The 14,602-nt window shown below is 65.9% G+C and carries 16 protein-coding genes and 1 pseudogene; 12 read left to right on the top strand and 5 right to left on the bottom strand.

The features are described from left to right. Positions 1 to 17 precede the first annotated feature (17 nt). The gene (locus BN940_RS15760; RefSeq protein WP_043684533.1) at positions 18 to 1,370 is read right to left on the bottom strand and encodes an amidase; all 1,353 of its coding nucleotides are present in this window, start codon (positions 1,368 to 1,370) and stop codon (positions 18 to 20) included. A 197-nt stretch (positions 1,371 to 1,567) separates the two neighbouring features. Between BN940_RS15760 and ychF the strand changes: the two genes are divergently transcribed. The 9 genes and pseudogenes from ychF to BN940_RS15715 all read left to right on the top strand — a co-directional run bounded on the left by ychF (position 1,568) and on the right by BN940_RS15715 (position 8,141). Next, a complete protein-coding gene (ychF, locus tag BN940_RS15755; RefSeq protein ID WP_043684531.1) occupies positions 1,568 to 2,659 on the top strand; it encodes a redox-regulated ATPase YchF in 1,092 nt (363 codons plus the stop codon). A 297-nt stretch (positions 2,660 to 2,956) separates the two neighbouring features. Then, positions 2,957 to 3,163, top strand: coding sequence for a helix-turn-helix domain-containing protein (locus BN940_RS15750; protein ID WP_043684529.1), 207 nt, complete (start codon positions 2,957 to 2,959; stop codon positions 3,161 to 3,163). Between the two features lie 106 nt (positions 3,164 to 3,269). Next, on the top strand, positions 3,270 to 3,815 hold the full coding sequence (locus BN940_RS15745) for a hypothetical protein (RefSeq protein WP_148304994.1): 546 nt from the start codon (positions 3,270 to 3,272) through the stop codon (positions 3,813 to 3,815). Next, the gene (locus tag BN940_RS15740; protein WP_148304993.1) at positions 3,812 to 4,462 is read left to right on the top strand and encodes a hypothetical protein; all 651 of its coding nucleotides are present in this window, start codon (positions 3,812 to 3,814) and stop codon (positions 4,460 to 4,462) included. The genes BN940_RS15745 and BN940_RS15740 overlap by 4 nt, the downstream gene beginning before the upstream one ends. A 43-nt stretch (positions 4,463 to 4,505) precedes the next feature. Next, the gene (locus tag BN940_RS15735) at positions 4,506 to 4,862 is read left to right on the top strand and encodes a type II toxin-antitoxin system RelE/ParE family toxin (RefSeq protein WP_043684521.1); all 357 of its coding nucleotides are present in this window, start codon (positions 4,506 to 4,508) and stop codon (positions 4,860 to 4,862) included. Further along, the gene (locus BN940_RS15730) at positions 4,859 to 5,143 is read left to right on the top strand and encodes a helix-turn-helix domain-containing protein (RefSeq protein ID WP_043684518.1); all 285 of its coding nucleotides are present in this window, start codon (positions 4,859 to 4,861) and stop codon (positions 5,141 to 5,143) included. The genes BN940_RS15735 and BN940_RS15730 overlap by 4 nt, the downstream gene beginning before the upstream one ends. Positions 5,144 to 5,353: 210 nt before the next feature. Further along, positions 5,354 to 6,028 (top strand): annotated as a pseudogene (locus BN940_RS15725) (Fic family protein); the annotation flags it as partial. Between the two features lie 121 nt (positions 6,029 to 6,149). After that, positions 6,150 to 7,664: an IS5 family transposase gene (locus BN940_RS15720; RefSeq protein ID WP_148304855.1), complete on the top strand. Its 1,515-nt coding sequence runs from the start codon at positions 6,150 to 6,152 to the stop codon at positions 7,662 to 7,664. Between the two features lie 57 nt (positions 7,665 to 7,721). Beyond that, the gene (locus BN940_RS15715; protein WP_193786171.1) at positions 7,722 to 8,141 is read left to right on the top strand and encodes a S24 family peptidase; all 420 of its coding nucleotides are present in this window, start codon (positions 7,722 to 7,724) and stop codon (positions 8,139 to 8,141) included. A 34-nt stretch (positions 8,142 to 8,175) separates the two neighbouring features. Here BN940_RS15715 and BN940_RS15710 read toward each other — a convergent pair whose 3' ends face one another. Further along, positions 8,176 to 8,799, bottom strand: a complete 624-nt coding sequence (locus BN940_RS15710) for a glutathione S-transferase family protein (protein WP_043684512.1) — start codon at positions 8,797 to 8,799, stop codon at positions 8,176 to 8,178. Between the two features lie 170 nt (positions 8,800 to 8,969). Between BN940_RS15710 and BN940_RS15705 the strand changes: the two genes are divergently transcribed. Next, positions 8,970 to 10,214 (top strand): MFS transporter, encoded by a 1,245-nt coding sequence (locus tag BN940_RS15705; protein WP_052355953.1) that lies wholly within the window; start codon positions 8,970 to 8,972, stop codon positions 10,212 to 10,214. 14 nt (positions 10,215 to 10,228) lie between these two features. Further along, complete coding sequence (locus tag BN940_RS15700) at positions 10,229 to 10,876, top strand: MiaE family protein (RefSeq protein WP_043684509.1); 648 nt, start codon at positions 10,229 to 10,231, stop codon at positions 10,874 to 10,876. 99 nt (positions 10,877 to 10,975) lie between these two features. Here the strand turns inward: BN940_RS15700 and BN940_RS15695 are convergent, their stop codons facing one another. From BN940_RS15695 to BN940_RS15685, 3 genes are all read right to left on the bottom strand, one after another. After that, positions 10,976 to 11,587 (bottom strand): LysE family translocator, encoded by a 612-nt coding sequence (locus BN940_RS15695; protein ID WP_043684506.1) that lies wholly within the window; start codon positions 11,585 to 11,587, stop codon positions 10,976 to 10,978. Positions 11,588 to 11,768: 181 nt separating this feature from the next. Further along, positions 11,769 to 12,404, bottom strand: a complete 636-nt coding sequence (locus BN940_RS15690) for a trimeric intracellular cation channel family protein (protein ID WP_277355910.1) — start codon at positions 12,402 to 12,404, stop codon at positions 11,769 to 11,771. 44 nt (positions 12,405 to 12,448) lie between these two features. Then, complete coding sequence (locus tag BN940_RS15685) at positions 12,449 to 13,483, bottom strand: LacI family DNA-binding transcriptional regulator (protein ID WP_043684504.1); 1,035 nt, start codon at positions 13,481 to 13,483, stop codon at positions 12,449 to 12,451. A 249-nt stretch (positions 13,484 to 13,732) separates the two neighbouring features. Here BN940_RS15685 and BN940_RS15680 point away from each other — a divergent pair, with 249 nt between their 5' ends. Then, positions 13,733 to 14,533, top strand: a complete 801-nt coding sequence (locus tag BN940_RS15680) for an SDR family NAD(P)-dependent oxidoreductase (RefSeq protein ID WP_043684501.1) — start codon at positions 13,733 to 13,735, stop codon at positions 14,531 to 14,533. Positions 14,534 to 14,602 lie beyond the last annotated feature (69 nt).

Genomic DNA, 14,602 nt, shown 5'->3' with positions numbered 1-14,602 from the left:
GCCGCGCCGCGCCCGGCTCAGCGCGCGCCCAGGATGCGCTCGATCGCCAGGCCGGCGTCCAGGATGCGCGCGTCGGCGTGGGCGGGGCCCGCGACCATCAGGCCGACCGGCGCCTCGCCCGGGGCGTGGCAGGGCAGGCTCAGGGCGCAGCCGTCCAGGAAATTGATCAGGGTGGGATTGCGCAGGATCAGCCCGTTCGCGGCGAAATAGGCCTCGTCCGAGGCCTGCAGCGATTCGATGGTGGGGGCGATCACCGGCACGGTGGGCAGCAGCAGCGCGTCGTAGCCCTGCAGCCGGGCCTCGACGGCGGCGATCCAGCGCGCGCGCCGGGCGTGCAGTTCGATGTAGTCGGCGGCGTCGATGTCGCGGCCCCGCAGGATGCGCGAGGACACCCGGGGATCGTAGCGCTCGATCTGCCCGTCCAGCAGGTCGCGGTGGACGGCGTAGGCTTCCGCGCAGACCAGGCCGCCCTTGCGGTTGATGTGCGCCAGTTCCTGGAATTCCGGGATCTCCAGCGTGTCGATGGCGATGCCGGCCGCGCGCAGCCGCGCCACCGCGGCGCCGAAGGTGCCGCGCACGGTGTCGTCGGCGCCGTCCAGGACCAGGGTGTCCGTCACGGCCAGCCGCAGCCGGGCGGGCGGCGGGGCGGCCGGCAGCCGGCGCGCCTCGTCGCCCGCAAGAATGCCGTCCAGGATCGCGCAGCACGTCACCGAGGCCGCCAGCGGCCCCACCGAGTCCAGGCTGGTCGCCAGCGGGAAGGCGCCGGCGGCGGGCACCCGCGCGGCGGTGGGCTTGAAGCCCGTCAGCCCGCAGAACGCCGAAGGGATGCGGATCGAGCCGCCCGTGTCCGTGCCCAGGGCGGCCACCGCCATGCCGTCGGCGACCGAGACCCCCGCGCCCGAGGACGAGCCGCCCGGAATCCGGCGGCGGGCGCGGTCCCAGGGACTGCTGGGCGTGCCGTAGTGCGGGTTGAGGCCCAGGCCGGAGAAGGCGAATTCCGTCATGTTGGTGTGCCCGACCAGCACGGCGCCGGCCCGCGCCAGGCGCCGCACCGGCTCGGCATGGCGCGCGGCGGGGGCGGCGTGCTCGCGGATCCGGGAACCCGCGCGCGTGACGTGTCCGGCGACGTCGAACAGGTCCTTGATCGAGACGGGCAGGCCCTCCAGCGGCGAGCGGGCCTGTCCGGCCGCACGCAGGGTGTCGGAAGTCCGGGCGGCGGCCAGGGCCTGCTCCGCCCAGACCGCGGTGAAGGTGCGCGCGCCTTCGCCGTCCGGGTCGGCGATGCGCGCCAGGGCGGCCCGCGTCAGGTCGACGGACGTGGTCTCGCCCCGGTCCAGGGCGGCTTGCAGAGCGGTGAGGGTGGGCAGCATGGGATGTCCGGGCATGGCGATGGGTGGAAGGATGGTGGAAGGATCGAGGAAGGGTCAGGCGATTTCGGGCAGCACTTCGACGCGGCCGGAACCCCCTGCCTTCAGAGGGGGGAGGGTGTCGATGGGCGGGGTACAATCGCAGTTTCCTCCGGGCCGGACCCCGATCCCGCCTTCCGAACACAAGGATAATCGAATTCATGGCACTGCAATGCGGCATCGTTGGCCTGCCCAACGTCGGCAAATCCACCCTGTTCAACGCCCTGACCAAGGCCGGCATCGCGGCGGAAAACTATCCGTTCTGCACCATCGAACCCAACGTCGGCGTGGTCGAGGTCCCGGATCCGCGCCTCACGCAGCTGGCCGCCATCGTCAAGCCTGAGCGCATCGTGCCTGCCGTGGTCGAATTCGTCGACATCGCCGGCCTGGTGGCGGGCGCCTCCAAGGGCGAAGGCCTGGGCAACCAGTTCCTGGCCAACATCCGCGAGACCGACGCCATCGTCCACGTCGTGCGCTGCTTCGAGGACGAGAACGTCGTCCACGTCGCCGGCCGCATCGACCCGATCTCCGACATCGAAGTCATCAACACCGAGCTCGCCCTGGCCGATCTGGCCACCGCCGACAAGGCCCTGCAGAAGAACCGCAAGCTCGCCAATTCCGGCGACAAGGAAGCCATCCGCCTGGTCGCCCTGCTGGAGCGCATCGTGGCCGCCCTGGACCAGGGCAAGTCCGTGCGCGGCCTGGGCCTGGACGAGGACGAGCAGGCCCTGATCAAGGGCTACTGCTTCATCACCGCCAAGCGCGCCATGTACGTCGCCAACGTCAAGGACGACGGCTTCACGGACAACCCGCACCTGAAGGCGGTGCAGGACTACGCCGCGGCCGAACACGCCCCCGTGGTCGCCGTCTGCGCCGCCATCGAGGCCGAGATCGCCGACCTGGACGACGAGGACAAGGCCGTCTTCCTCGAAGACATGGGCATGACCGAGCCCGGCCTGGACCGCGTCATCCGCGCCGGCTACCAGCTGCTGGGCCTGCAGACCTACTTCACCGCCGGTGTCAAGGAAGTCCGCGCCTGGACCATCCCCGTCGGCGCCACCGCCCCCCAGGCGGCCGGCGTCATCCACACCGACTTCGAGCGCGGCTTCATCCGCGCCCAGACCATCGCCTTCGACGACTTCATCGCCTGCAAGGGCGAGCAGGGCGCGAAGGAAGCCGGGAAGATGCGGGCGGAAGGGAAGGAATACGTGGTGAAGGATGGGGATGTGATGAATTTTTTGTTTAATGTCTAAGTAGAACGTACTGTTTATCCACGTTCAGACAAGTTCAGAATACCCATTAAACCCAGCGCAAATCCTGAACCCCCTTTTCCGCACGGGCGACGGATTGGTTGCGAGGTGCAGGCGTCACCAGGCCCACCATTTCCGCTTGTTCCCGTGCAGCCTGGGTGTCGTCCGACGTGCTTTTGTTTCGTGCCATGACAGGCCCTCTTCTTTATTGACTTGAGTGCCTATAGTAGGAACTGGCATATATATTTGTCAAGCACTTCCTGCTACTGGCATACTTCTACCGACGAAGGAGCCGAACTCATGACGAAATCGAAGACCCAGGCCGCCCTGGAACTCATCGACAAGGGCAAGACGCCCTATGCCGCCGCTCAGGAAATGGGGATTGCCCCCAGTACGGTGTACCGGGCGCTTGGGCGCCGGCAGGACAAAGCCGTGTGCCCCTGTTGCGGCCAAGTGGTGCGCGAAGGATTCGAAATCAACCGCGCCGTGCTGAGGGCCGGGACGTGATACGGCTCCGCCTCCCCAAGGTTTCTGCACGGGAAGGATTCGCACTCGCCCTGGGCGGCCTTGCCGGGGCGCTGCTGATGGCGGCCGCCACACAGCAATCCACGCAATGGTTCAACGCACTCACGGCGTGGGAACCGTCGGCGCCGTCATCGTCGCTCTGTGGGCCGCGCTATGGGGTAGACATATACAAAAGGAACAGGCGAAAGATCGGGCTGGACTGTATGCCGCCTACATTGCCGCGAAGCTGGAGCGATATATGGATGCCTTGAGGACGGCCAGCACCGGGGTTTTTTTCGACGACCTGGAGCACCATACCCCCAATTTCATCCGCTTCAAGCGTGAGTTGGATGCCGCTGCGACCGACATTTCCCTAGACATGCTGGCGCACCTGATCCCTATGGATGGCCGGGCAGCCCATCGTCTTGCCAGGGGTCTTGCTCTGGTTGAAGAGGTACAGCGCAGCGTCGCAATGGAGGCGACCCGCGAGAACGAGTCCGGCGGCGGATATCAAGTGAGCGACAAACGCACCTTGGAACTTGGGGGCCAACTGGACGAGGCCGTGGGTTTGATGAGCGTGGCCCTGAGCGAATGCCATAGCCTGGCAGCGATCTACGCGCAGGCGCCCACGGCGGAAGAGTTGTACGGAGAATGAAGTCGCAATGCTTCGGTAAAGCAAAAATGGGCACCTACGGTATCAATATGGACGACGGCAAGGTATTTCGTGCAACGGAAGAGAGTCTGGCTAAACTTGCGGCTTTCCTTGGGTTGGACAGCATTGCACCGGGCCGTTATTCCAGGCTGTTCATGCTTAAGATGGCGTTCTATCAATGGCAAGGCGTTGGGCCTGAATGCATCGTTGAGGAACTGAAGGCGCTGGAAGGTTTGCCTCACATTGACATGTGTACCAAGCCGGAAAGCCAATTCACGAATGTGCCACTCAAAGGCCTCTGGCATAAACACTTCTTCGATGCTCGTTTTATCCCTCACAACATCGCTGTCCAGATGCCCAAGAAGCGGTTGCGTGAGCTTGCCGAGCGCATTTTCGACCCTGCACGGTCGCCGACGGTTACCCGAGAGATGATTGAGGAGTGGGCGCATGCTTTGTCGCACGGTGCCCTTGAGGAGCGGGCGAACCATGGCAACCTAACCGGCGAATGGATTGTGTTCGCCCGGCATCACGGTCAAAACTACTATCTGACGCTGGACATCCATCCACGCGACAAGGCCGGCGACCAGAAAATTCACGATGAGATCAGCCGTATGGCCTACGCTGAGTTCCCATTTTTGGCTGCCCAATGACTTCTTTTCTTGCCATGACTAATCCAATGGATTACTATGGATCATGAATGAAATCCTGCACGGTATCGCCGAGCTGCCAACCTATATCCGGCTGGTCAACAAGCTCCTGAGCGTCGAAGAGCGTCAAGACCTGATCGGCTACCTGGCCGAGCATCCCAAGGCCGGGGACATCATGGAAGGCACGGGCGGTGTGCGCAAGCTGCGCTGGCGCCGTGGCGGACAAGGCAAGAGCGGCGGCGTACGGATCATCTATTACTACCACGACGACCTCATGCCACTGTACCTGCTGACGCTCTTCGCCAAGGGCGACAAGGCCAACCTGACCAAGGCCGAACGCAACGAGTTGGCCGGTTTGGTAGACGTGCTGGTGAACCTCTGGAAAGGACGAGAAAAATCATGACCACCGCATTTGAAAGCATCAAGCAGGGCCTGCAAGAGGCTATTGCTCACGCCAAGGGCGACGAGAGCGGCGTGCGCATGAATCGCCCGCGTGCCATCGACGTGAAGGCCGTGCGCGCCAAGGTGGGCATGACTCAGGAGCAGTTCGCGGCCCGATTCGGATTCTCCACGGCCACCCTGCGGCACTGGGAACGCGGCGACCGCACCCCGCATGGCCCGGCACTGGTGTTGCTCAACGTCATCGAACACAACCCGCAAGCTGTGATCGAAGCCCTGGCTTGAACAGGGGGGATTTTCAAAAGCGGGTATGAAAGAGGGTATGAAATCACCATGCCAGCCAGTACAGCAAGCAATGATGCGGTTTTCAGCCCGTTCTTCCCGTTTAATGTGTGAGAATGGGGTAATCGGGTGGGTTTAATAGGGCATTTTCAGAGACAATGCCCCATTTGAGGCTATGATTACCCCATTTGAGTGGCTTGGGGTTACAGGTAGATGCACTCGCTTACCGTCGAGTATCTTGCTGCGCTTCGCTTTGACAGCACTCAGGTAGCCACATTGCGCTCACTGGGTGAGTGCCGGGGTAAGCAGTTGCTCTATGCTGCGCAGTCTCCTGAAGCCCTCAAAGGTTTGCGCCAGGCTGCTGCGGTCGAATCCACCAAGTCATCCAACCGGCTGGAAGGCGTTGTGGTTGCGCCTTCGCGGTTGAAGTCTCTGGTCATCCGCAACGCAACGCCAAAGAACCGCTCGGAGCAGGAGATCGCCGGCTACCGCGATGCCCTGGCGCTGATCCACGAGTCCGCCGCACACATGCCCTTCAATGAGGGCGTGGTGCTGCAATTGCACATCCTGCTGTACCGCTACATGCCGCAGGCGGGCGGCCGCTGGAAGGCGACCAACAACGACATCATCGAGCGCCATCCCAATGGAACGTCACGGCTGTGCTTTCAGCCGGTCGCTGCGCACCTCACGCCCATGGCCATGGCCGATCTGGCCGGGCGCTACGCCACCGCATTGGACCAGCACCTGGCTGACCCGTTGGTGCTGGTGCCACTGGCGATGCTCGACTTCCTGTGCATCCACCCCTTCCCCGACGGTAACGGTCGCATGTCTCGCCTGTTGACCTTGCTGCTGCTCTACCAGTTCGACTATGCCGTGGGCCGCTACATCATCGGCCCTGAATTATAAATAACTCATTGATTTTATTGTAAAATAAAGCCACTCCAGACTATCAAATCCCCCAAAAACAGCCCGCTGGGGCTCATTTTCTGGGAGATTGCCCCGAAACCGCATGAGTCAGATTGACGATTTTTTCCGCAGCCGCCTGGACCAGATGATTGATCTGCGTAAACCCCTGGCGGTGCTTGCCACGCATATTCCTTGGCAGGAACTGGAGGCGGCTGTCGCACACCGTTTTGCGCGTCAGGTGCGCACCGGCCGGCAGGTTGAGGATATTGATCTGTTTGGCCCGACGATGGCCGTGGTAGGGGCCGGCCATTCAAACGCGGGGCGTCCCCGGCTGCCGATGCGGCTGATGATTTCGCTGCTGTATCTGAAGCACACCTTCAACGAGAGCGATGAAGGCGTCTGCGAACGCTGGAGCGATGCACCCACCTGGCAGTATTTTTCGGGGCAGGAGTATTTCGAGAATCGCCTGCCGTGCGATCCCAGCGCCATCAGCCGATTCCGGGGGCTGTTGGGTGAGGAAGGCGTCGAAGAGCTGCTGGTGCAGACTTTGGTGGTGGCCATCAAGCTGGGGCTGATCGAGCGCACGGCGATGCAGTCGGTGATAGTGGACAGCACCGTGCAAGCCAAGGCGGTGGCGCATCCCACCGACAGCCGTTTGCTGGAGGTGGCGCGCCAGAAGATCGCCTGCGCGGCCAAGGCGCACGGCATTGCGTTAAAGCAGAGCTACGCCAAGGAAGGCCGGGAGCTGGCCAGGAAAGCGGGCCGCTATGCGCATGCCAAGCAGTATCGGCGCATGCATAAGACGATCAAGCGCCAGCGCACGATTCTGGGCCGTCTGGCGCGTGACATTGAGCGCAACAAGACGGTGCTGGCGCAGAGCATCCAGGACGCCTTGGACCCGTTATTGGCTCGCGCACATAAGATCGCGGCTCAGAGCCGTCGGGGCGCGAAGGTGAAGGGAAAAGACAAGGTCTACAGCTGGCACGCCGATGAGGTGGAGTGCATCAGCAAGGGCAAGGCCCGTACGCCCTATGAGTTTGGAGTGAAGGTGGGCATTGTCACCACCTTGAAGGGGAATCTGATCGTGGGAGCACGCAGCTTCCCTGGCAATCCGTACGATGGCCACACACTGGCCGAGCAGTTGGAGCAGTCCCGCATCCTGATGGAGGCGGTGGACGTGGCTCCGCAGACCGTCTACACGGATCTGGGCTATCGAGGCGTTGATGCCGAGATCCCGGAATATAGCCTTAAACACCGAGGCAAATTCAAACGTCTCACCGACCAGGAGCGCCGAATGCTTAAACGGCGCCAGGCGGTGGAGCCGGTCATTGGGCATCTGAAAAGCGATCATGGAATGAATCGCTGTCATTTGAAAGGCCAAACGGGTGATGCGATCCATGCGGTGTTGTGCGCGGCAGGCTTCAATATCAAGTGGCTGCTGCGCATGATTGCCCGCAAGGGCATCGGCCCTTTATTTTTGTGCCGATTTATTGCGTGGATTGGTCGTCAGATTCAACGCCTGATGCCCATGATGGGCTCAAGAGGCGATTGGGTTGATCCGGTGGGCTGCCTGCCCTATCGAAATCCGTGGCCTCGGATCGCCGGAAATTCGGCCTGAAACAGGACAAATGAATTTTTCAGGGACGACTACGTCAATGCGGTTCCTCTCTACGACTTGCAGGCCGCCGCAGGCGGTTTCAGCGGGCTTCAGCATGTCGAGCATGAAAACTGGGTCGCCGTGCCGCAGGGCTTGCCGGTGGGAAGAGATATTTTCGCCTGTCGGGTGGTCGGAGAGTCGATGAACAAGATCATTCCGAACGGTGCCATCTGCCTTTTCCGTCTGAACCCTGGCGGCAGCCGGAACGGAAAGATCGTGCTGGTCGAGTGCGCCGAGGTCCAGGATGATGATTCAGGTTCACGATATACCGTCAAGGAATACCAGAGCCTCAAGATTGACACCGAAGATGGATGGCAGCACCAGAGAATTCTCTTGAAACCCCGCTCATACAATCCCAACATGGCGACGCTCGAGATCAGCAGCGACGACGAACATCGTTATCGTGTGGTCGGAGAGTTCTTGGGCGTGATCGATTGAGGCACATCATGAACCGCAGTGACCATGCCTCCCCTCAAGCCACCCCATTCCCCCCATGTTCCCTGAACCCGGGCCGCTCCCCCAGCCGCCGGTAATAAGCCTCGACCGCCGGCAGCGGAGGATGGTCGAAGGGCGTCTCGAACCAGCGGTTCACGGACAGGCCGATGGCGATGTCGGCCAGGCTGAAATCGGTGCCGGCCACGAAGGCTCCAGTCTCGGTCAGGCGGCCGTCCAGGATTTTCATGAAGCCGGTCCAGGCTTGCAGGGATGCCTCGACCTGATCGGCATCCGTATGGCTGGGCGATCGCCGGACCAGCGCCATGAACGCATAGCTCCAGGACCGGTTCAGGTCGGAAGCCTGCCAGTCCAGCCACTGGTCCACCCGGGCGCGCGCCCGGGCCTCGCGCGGGTACAGGGCCTCGTCGCCCTGGCGGTTGGCGAGATAGCGGATGATGCTGTTCGATTCCCAGAGCACGAAATCCCCGTCGAGCAGCACCGGCACCATCGCGTTGGGGTTGAGCGCCCTGAATTCATCGACATGGGTATCGCGGAACCCCGCGCCCCAGTCTTCCTGCCGCCAGTCCAGGCCGAGTTCGTCGCAGGTCCACATGACCTTGCGGACGTTGATGGAGGCGCGTTTTCCGAGAATGGTCAGCATGGCGTGTCGGTCCGGTCCGGGCGGGGTGGTTGCGGGATGTCGAGCATGAGCTTACCCCGGGCCACGGGCGTCAGGGTGTCGTCAGCGAGCGGGCCGCGCCAACTGTTAATCTAACGGTCCAAGGGCTGCGGGCGAACGAACCCGCGCCCGCATTCCCAGGCCCTTTCTCCATGCCCGCCTCTCCATCCCCCGACGCCGACGACCACTATCGCCTCACCGTGCCCCTGCTGCTGACCGTGGCGCTGGTGGGCGTGTTCGCCTTCATCCAGGTGTACTCGGTGCAGTCGATCCTGCCCGAATTGCAGCGGGACCTGAACGCCACGGTGGTCGAGATCGGCAATGCCGTGGGGATGACGGTGCTGGCGGTGGCGCTGATCTCGCCCTTCATCGGCATGCTGTCCGACGCCTTGGGGCGCAAATGGCTGATCACGGTGTCGGTGTTCGCGCTGGCCGTGCCCACGGCGCTGATGACGCAGGTGCAGTCCGTGCACGGATTGCTGGTGCTGCGCTTCCTGCAGGGGCTGGCGGTGCCGGGCGTGTCGGTGGTGGCGATCGCCTACATCGGCGAGGAGTTCCGCGGCGCCGCGATGGTGCGGCTGGTCACCGGATACGTCACCGGTTCGGTGCTGGGCGGTTTCCTGGGGCGTTTCCTGATGGGGCACCTGACCGAGTTCATGGCCTGGCGCACGGCGTTCGGGGCGATGACGGCGATCAATCTGGTGGGCGCCTGGCTGGTGTGGCGCGGCCTGCCGCCTTCGCGCCATTTCGTGGCCAATGTCCGGATCGCCGACAACCTGGCGTCGCTGGGCCGGCTGCTGCGCAATCCCGCGCTGCAGGTGGCGTGCGCGCTGGGCTTCACGGTACTGTTCGCGCTGGTCGGGCTGTTCACCTTCGTCAACCTGCACCTGGCGGCGGCGCCTTATCGTTTCAGCCCGGGCGACCTGGCCAACATCTTCAGCGTCTATCTGCTGGGGGTGGTGATCACGCCGCTGGCGGGGCAGGTGATCCCGCGCATCGGCTCGCGGCGCACGGTGCTGGCGGCGGTGGCCGTGTCGGCGCTGGGCGTGCTGGGCTCGCTGGCGGCGCCGGTCTGGGCCATCGTGGCTGCGCTGGCCGTGACGGCCTGCGGGGTGTTCGTGACGCAGTCGGCGACGATGAGCTTCATCGCCCACCGGGTCACCAGCGGCCGCTCGCTGGCCAGCGGCCTGTACTACGGGGCGTATTACTGCGGCGGCTTCGCGGGCGCCTGGAGCTGCGGCGTCGCCTATACCCTGGGGGGCTGGCCCGGCACCGTGGCCACGCTGTGCGCGGTGCAGGCGCTGGGGTGGCTGATCGCCTGGCGCTTCATGCCCGGACCCGCGCCGTCGCCTGTGGCGAGCGGGGCGCCTCGCCCCGGATCCTCCACCGACCGTTGAATCCCGAGTCCCGGATGAACCTGCCCGAACTGCCCGCCGATCTGATTGAATTCCTGCCGTGCCCCACGCCCGCCGCCTGGGTCGAGGCCGCCCTGGCGCAGCAGGATGTGCTGCTGCTGGACCACCGCAACTGCGAGCTGAAGGCGGCCGCGACCGCGATGAGCCTGATCGCGCGCTACGGCCAGGACGCCGAGCTGTCGGCGGCGCTGTCGAAGCTGGCCCGCGAAGAACTGGTGCACCACGAGCAGGTGCTGCGCATCCTGAAGCGGCGCGGCATCGCGCTGCGGCCGCTGACGGCCAGCCGCTATGCGTCGGGCCTGCGGGCGGCGGTGCGTACGCACGAGCCGGCGAAACTGATCGATACGCTGATCGTCGGGGCCTTCATCGAGGCCCGCTCCTGCGAGCGCTTCGCCGCGCTGGTGCCGCACCTGGACGAGGGACTGGCCGCGTTCTACGCCGGGCTGCTGCAATCGGAAAGTCGCCACTACCAGGGCTATCTGCGGTTCGCCCGCCGCTTCGGCGAGGCGCGCGACGTGGAGCGCGCGGTGCTTCGGATCCGCGCGGTGGAACAGGAGCTGATCGAGTCGCCGGACGCGGAATTCCGCTTTCACAGCGGCTGCCCGGCCGCCATGGAAGCGGGCCGGGACGGCAGGGTGGCCTGAGGCGGCGCGGACCGGGCCAGCGGCGCGGCACGGACCAGCCCCGCCGCGGCGCCCGCCCAAGGCAGGGCGTCCGGCGCCGGCGCGCCGGCGCCGCGCGCGCTACATCCCCGAACTGCCGACCTTGGCCGCCAGGCCCAGCAGCACCACGCCGATGGCGCGGTCGAACCAGCGCAGGCGGGTGCGCAGCCATTGCAGCATGCGCGGGGCCGAGAACAGGGTGGCGACCAGGGCGAACCACAGCAGGGATTCGGCCACCAGCACGGTCCAGACCACGGCCAGGTGGGCTCCGCCCAGGTCCGGCGTGACCGCCTGGGACAGGATGGAGCCGAAATACAGCATGGCCTTGGGGTTGAGCAGGTTGGTGAAGAAGCCGGTCACGTAGGCGCGCCGTCCGCCCAGGGCGGCGGAGCCCGACTCGGGCATGTGGCCCTTGGAGCGCAGGCACTGGATGCCCAGCCACATGAGGTAGAGCGCGCCGGCGATGGACAGGGCGCGCGACAGGCCCGGCAGGGCGGCCAGCACCAGGGTCAGGCCCAGCAGGCTGACCAGGGTGTAGACGCCGATGGCGCTGGCGACCCCCGCCGCCGCCCACAGGCCGGCGCGCCGGCCCGAGACGATGGACAGGCGGGTGACGACGGCGAAGTCGGGGCCGGGCGAGACCAGGGCCACGGCGTGGATCGTCATGACGAGCAGCAGGGTGTGCAGAAACATGGGGATCCCCAGGGACGGGAAGGGCGGACAAGGAATGATTGTCGCGCAAACGCCGCTCCGGCGCATCGGGCGCCGTCACATCCCGCGCCGCCCGGGTCGGCACCCGATGCGCGACGCCGGCCGCGCGCTGCGGACTGCGCGGCGCACCGGGGGGCGGTACTGGCGCCCGGCGCGCCCCGCGTCAATGCAGGTCGCGCGTGTAGACGAATTTGGGCATGCTCCAGCCGAAGCGCAGGGCCAGCAGCCGCAGCGCCAGGCCGACCGCCAGCGCGCCGGCGGTGACGGTCTCCTGGTGCAGGTCGAGCGCCAGGCCGCCGACGTACAGGGCGCCCGCGACGATGGACACCGTGGCGTAGAGCTCGGCGCGGAACAGCAGCGGGACTTCGTTGCACAGCACGTCGCGCAGCACGCCGCCCACGCAGCCGGTGATCATGCCCGAGACGATGGCGATGCTCCAGGGCAGGCCCAGGCCCAGGGCGATGTCGCAGCCGATCACGGTGAAGACCACCAGACCGACGGCGTCGAGGAACAGGAACAGGTGCCGCAGCGGATGGATGAAGCGGGCCAGCGCGATGGTGACCAGGGCCGCGCCGCCGGTGATCAGCAGGTAGGACGGGTGAGCGATCCAGGACAGGGGGTGGTGGTCCAGCAGCAGATCGCGCACCGAGCCGCCGCCCAGCGCGGTGATGCAGCCCAGCAGGCACACGCCCAGCCAGTCCATTTCGCGCCGCCCGGCCGCGAGCGCGGCGGTCATGGCCTCGGCGGCGATGGCGATGAGAAACAGGGCGTGCAGGAGTTCGTTGGTGATCGGGCTGATGGACAAGGGAGGCTCCGTTCGGGTGCGCGGGAACTGGACAGATACTACGGCAGATTTTCCCGGAAGATCACGTCCATGCGCGTGGCTTCGACGCCGGACAGCACGCTGCGGTGCTCGCGCAGGTTGGTGAAGATGCGGATGCTGTTGAGCAGGGTGGTCAGCGGCGTCTGGTTGATGACGGCATCCATGCTGCCGTCGATCAGCAGGGCGCGGGTGTCAGGCGTCAGGCCGTGGCCGATGAAGACGATGTCGTGCTGCCGGCCGCCTTCCTTCAGCGCCTGGCCGATGCCTTCCGCGCCGCCGCCGATGTTGTAGATGGCGGCCAGGTCCGGGTGCTCCTTCAGCAGGGCGGCGGTCTGGCGGTAGTTGGCCCGCGTGTCGTCGTAGCCTTCCCGCAGGCCGAGCACGCGCATGTGCGGGTACTGTTCGGCGAACAGGCTCAGGAAGCCGGCCTCGCGCTCTTCGTGCGCGCGGTAGCTGAGCGAGCCAGCGATCAGGGCGATCCTGGCGGGCCGCGACGGCCCGACGAAGCGGGCGATCAGGTGCGCGGCCGTGCGCCCGGCCGCCCGGTTGTCGAGGCCGACGTAGGCGGCGCGGCGCGAGTGCGTCAGGTCCGACACCAGCGTCACGCTGGGGATGCCGCGTTCGGCCAGCTCGGCCACGGCGTCCCGCACCTTGGGATCCTCCAGGGCGATGAAGGCCACGCCGTCGCTCTGCCGGCCGCGCCGCCGCAGGATGCGGGCCAGGGCGTCGGGATCGAAGCTGTCCACCGGCGCGACGCGGCAGCCGACGTTGAAGGGCGCCCAGTGCTCCTGGGAGTGCCGCACCCATTCCCCGAGCATCTGCAGGAACCGGCTGCTGCGGTCCGGCAGGATGAACAGCAGGCGCATGGGCGGCGGCGCCATGGCGGCGTACAGCTGCGCCTGCGGCAGGTATTCCAGCTCGGCGGCGGCTTTCATGACGCGCTGCAGGGTGGCGTGCCGCACGCCCGGCCGCCGATGCAGGACGCGGTCCACCGTGGCCGGGGAAACGCCGGCCAGCCGGGCGACGTCGAGCAGGGTGGGCAGGGAAGAGGGCATGGGGCGGCTCCTGTCGATCGATGCGCCCGCGGACGCGGCGGCCCGCGGGCGGGACGGCACCGGCGCAGCACCGATACCGTACCGGTGTTGCACCGATGCCGCCCCGGGACAGAATACCGCGATCCGCGATGAACACCTCAAAACACATCAAGAAACCGGCTTTCCGTTTTGGCCGCGGCGCCCCTATCCTAACCACAACAGTCCCGGGACGACAGCGGGACGCGAGACGAGGCAGACAAGGAAAGCAGGATGGAGACACAAGGCAGGCTGGCGGACCGGGTGGCGCTGGTGTTCGGCGCGGGATCGGTGGGCGAAGGCTGGGGCAACGGCAAGGCGGCGGCCGTCGCCTATGCGCGGGCGGGGGCGCGGGTCGTGGCCGTCGACCGCGATCCGCAGGCTGCGCAATCGACCTGCGAGCTGATCCGGGCCGAAGGCGGCGACGCCCTGGACCTGCAGGCCGACGTGATCGACCTGGACCAGATCCGCTCGGTGGTGGACCAGGCGCTGGCGCGCTACGGCCGGATCGACGTGCTGCACAACAATGTCGGCATCACCTCCCGGGGCGGGCCGGTCGAAACCGGCGAGGACGTCTGGGACCGGGTGATGGCGGTCAACGTCAAGAGCATGTTCCTGACCTGCAAGGCGGTGCTGCCGCACATGGAGGCGCGCGGCCGCGGCGCCATCGTCAATATCGGCGCCCTGGGCGGGGTCCGCTGGGCCGGCTATGCCTATTGCGCCTATGCGGCCTCCAAGGGGGCGGTCAATTCGCTGACCCAGAGCGTGGCCCTGCAGTACGCGGCCAAGGGCATCCGGGCCAACTGCATCCTGCCCGGCGTCATGGACACGCCGCACATCTACCAGCAGATCGCCGGGTTCTACCCGGATGCGGAGGACATGGTGGCGGCGCGCAACCGGCTTTCGCCCACCGGCCGCATGGGCGACGGCTGGGACGTGGCCCATGCGGCCGTGTTCCTGGCTTCGGACGAGGCGCGCTACATCAACGGCGTGGAGCTGTTCGTGGACGGCGGCCTGCACGCCCGCTGCAACTAGGGCCCGTTCACATCCATCGAGGAGATCCCGGCCGGCGCCGGATGGCCGGACCGGATGCCTTGCAACTTT

The organism is Castellaniella defragrans 65Phen (assembly GCF_000612685.1).
GTDB lineage: Bacteria > Pseudomonadota > Gammaproteobacteria > Burkholderiales > Burkholderiaceae_B > Castellaniella > Castellaniella defragrans.
The sequence above is the reverse complement of the archived record's forward strand: the minus strand, read 5'-3'. Positions and strand labels throughout refer to the sequence as shown.

Bases quoted from the DNA above. Each gene is read 5' to 3' on its own strand.
- ychF (WP_043684531.1), top strand. From the start codon at position 1,568: ATGGCACTGCAATGCGGCATCGTTGGCCTGCCCAACGTCGGCAAATCC.
- BN940_RS15710 (WP_043684512.1), bottom strand. From the start codon at position 8,799: ATGCTGACCATTCTCGGAAAACGCGCCTCCATCAACGTCCGCAAGGTC.
- BN940_RS15695 (WP_043684506.1), bottom strand. From the start codon at position 11,587: ATGTTTCTGCACACCCTGCTGCTCGTCATGACGATCCACGCCGTGGCC.
- BN940_RS15750 (WP_043684529.1), top strand. From the start codon at position 2,957: ATGACGAAATCGAAGACCCAGGCCGCCCTGGAACTCATCGACAAGGGC.
- BN940_RS15705 (WP_052355953.1), top strand. From the start codon at position 8,970: ATGCCCGCCTCTCCATCCCCCGACGCCGACGACCACTATCGCCTCACC.
- BN940_RS15730 (WP_043684518.1), top strand. From the start codon at position 4,859: ATGACCACCGCATTTGAAAGCATCAAGCAGGGCCTGCAAGAGGCTATT.
- BN940_RS15760 (WP_043684533.1), bottom strand. From the start codon at position 1,370: ATGCTGCCCACCCTCACCGCTCTGCAAGCCGCCCTGGACCGGGGCGAG.
- BN940_RS15700 (WP_043684509.1), top strand. From the start codon at position 10,229: ATGAACCTGCCCGAACTGCCCGCCGATCTGATTGAATTCCTGCCGTGC.
- BN940_RS15740 (WP_148304993.1), top strand. From the start codon at position 3,812: ATGAAGTCGCAATGCTTCGGTAAAGCAAAAATGGGCACCTACGGTATC.
- BN940_RS15745 (WP_148304994.1), top strand. From the start codon at position 3,270: ATGGTTCAACGCACTCACGGCGTGGGAACCGTCGGCGCCGTCATCGTC.
- BN940_RS15680 (WP_043684501.1), top strand. From the start codon at position 13,733: ATGGAGACACAAGGCAGGCTGGCGGACCGGGTGGCGCTGGTGTTCGGC.
- BN940_RS15735 (WP_043684521.1), top strand. From the start codon at position 4,506: ATGAATGAAATCCTGCACGGTATCGCCGAGCTGCCAACCTATATCCGG.
- BN940_RS15720 (WP_148304855.1), top strand. From the start codon at position 6,150: ATGAGTCAGATTGACGATTTTTTCCGCAGCCGCCTGGACCAGATGATT.
- BN940_RS15685 (WP_043684504.1), bottom strand. From the start codon at position 13,483: ATGCCCTCTTCCCTGCCCACCCTGCTCGACGTCGCCCGGCTGGCCGGC.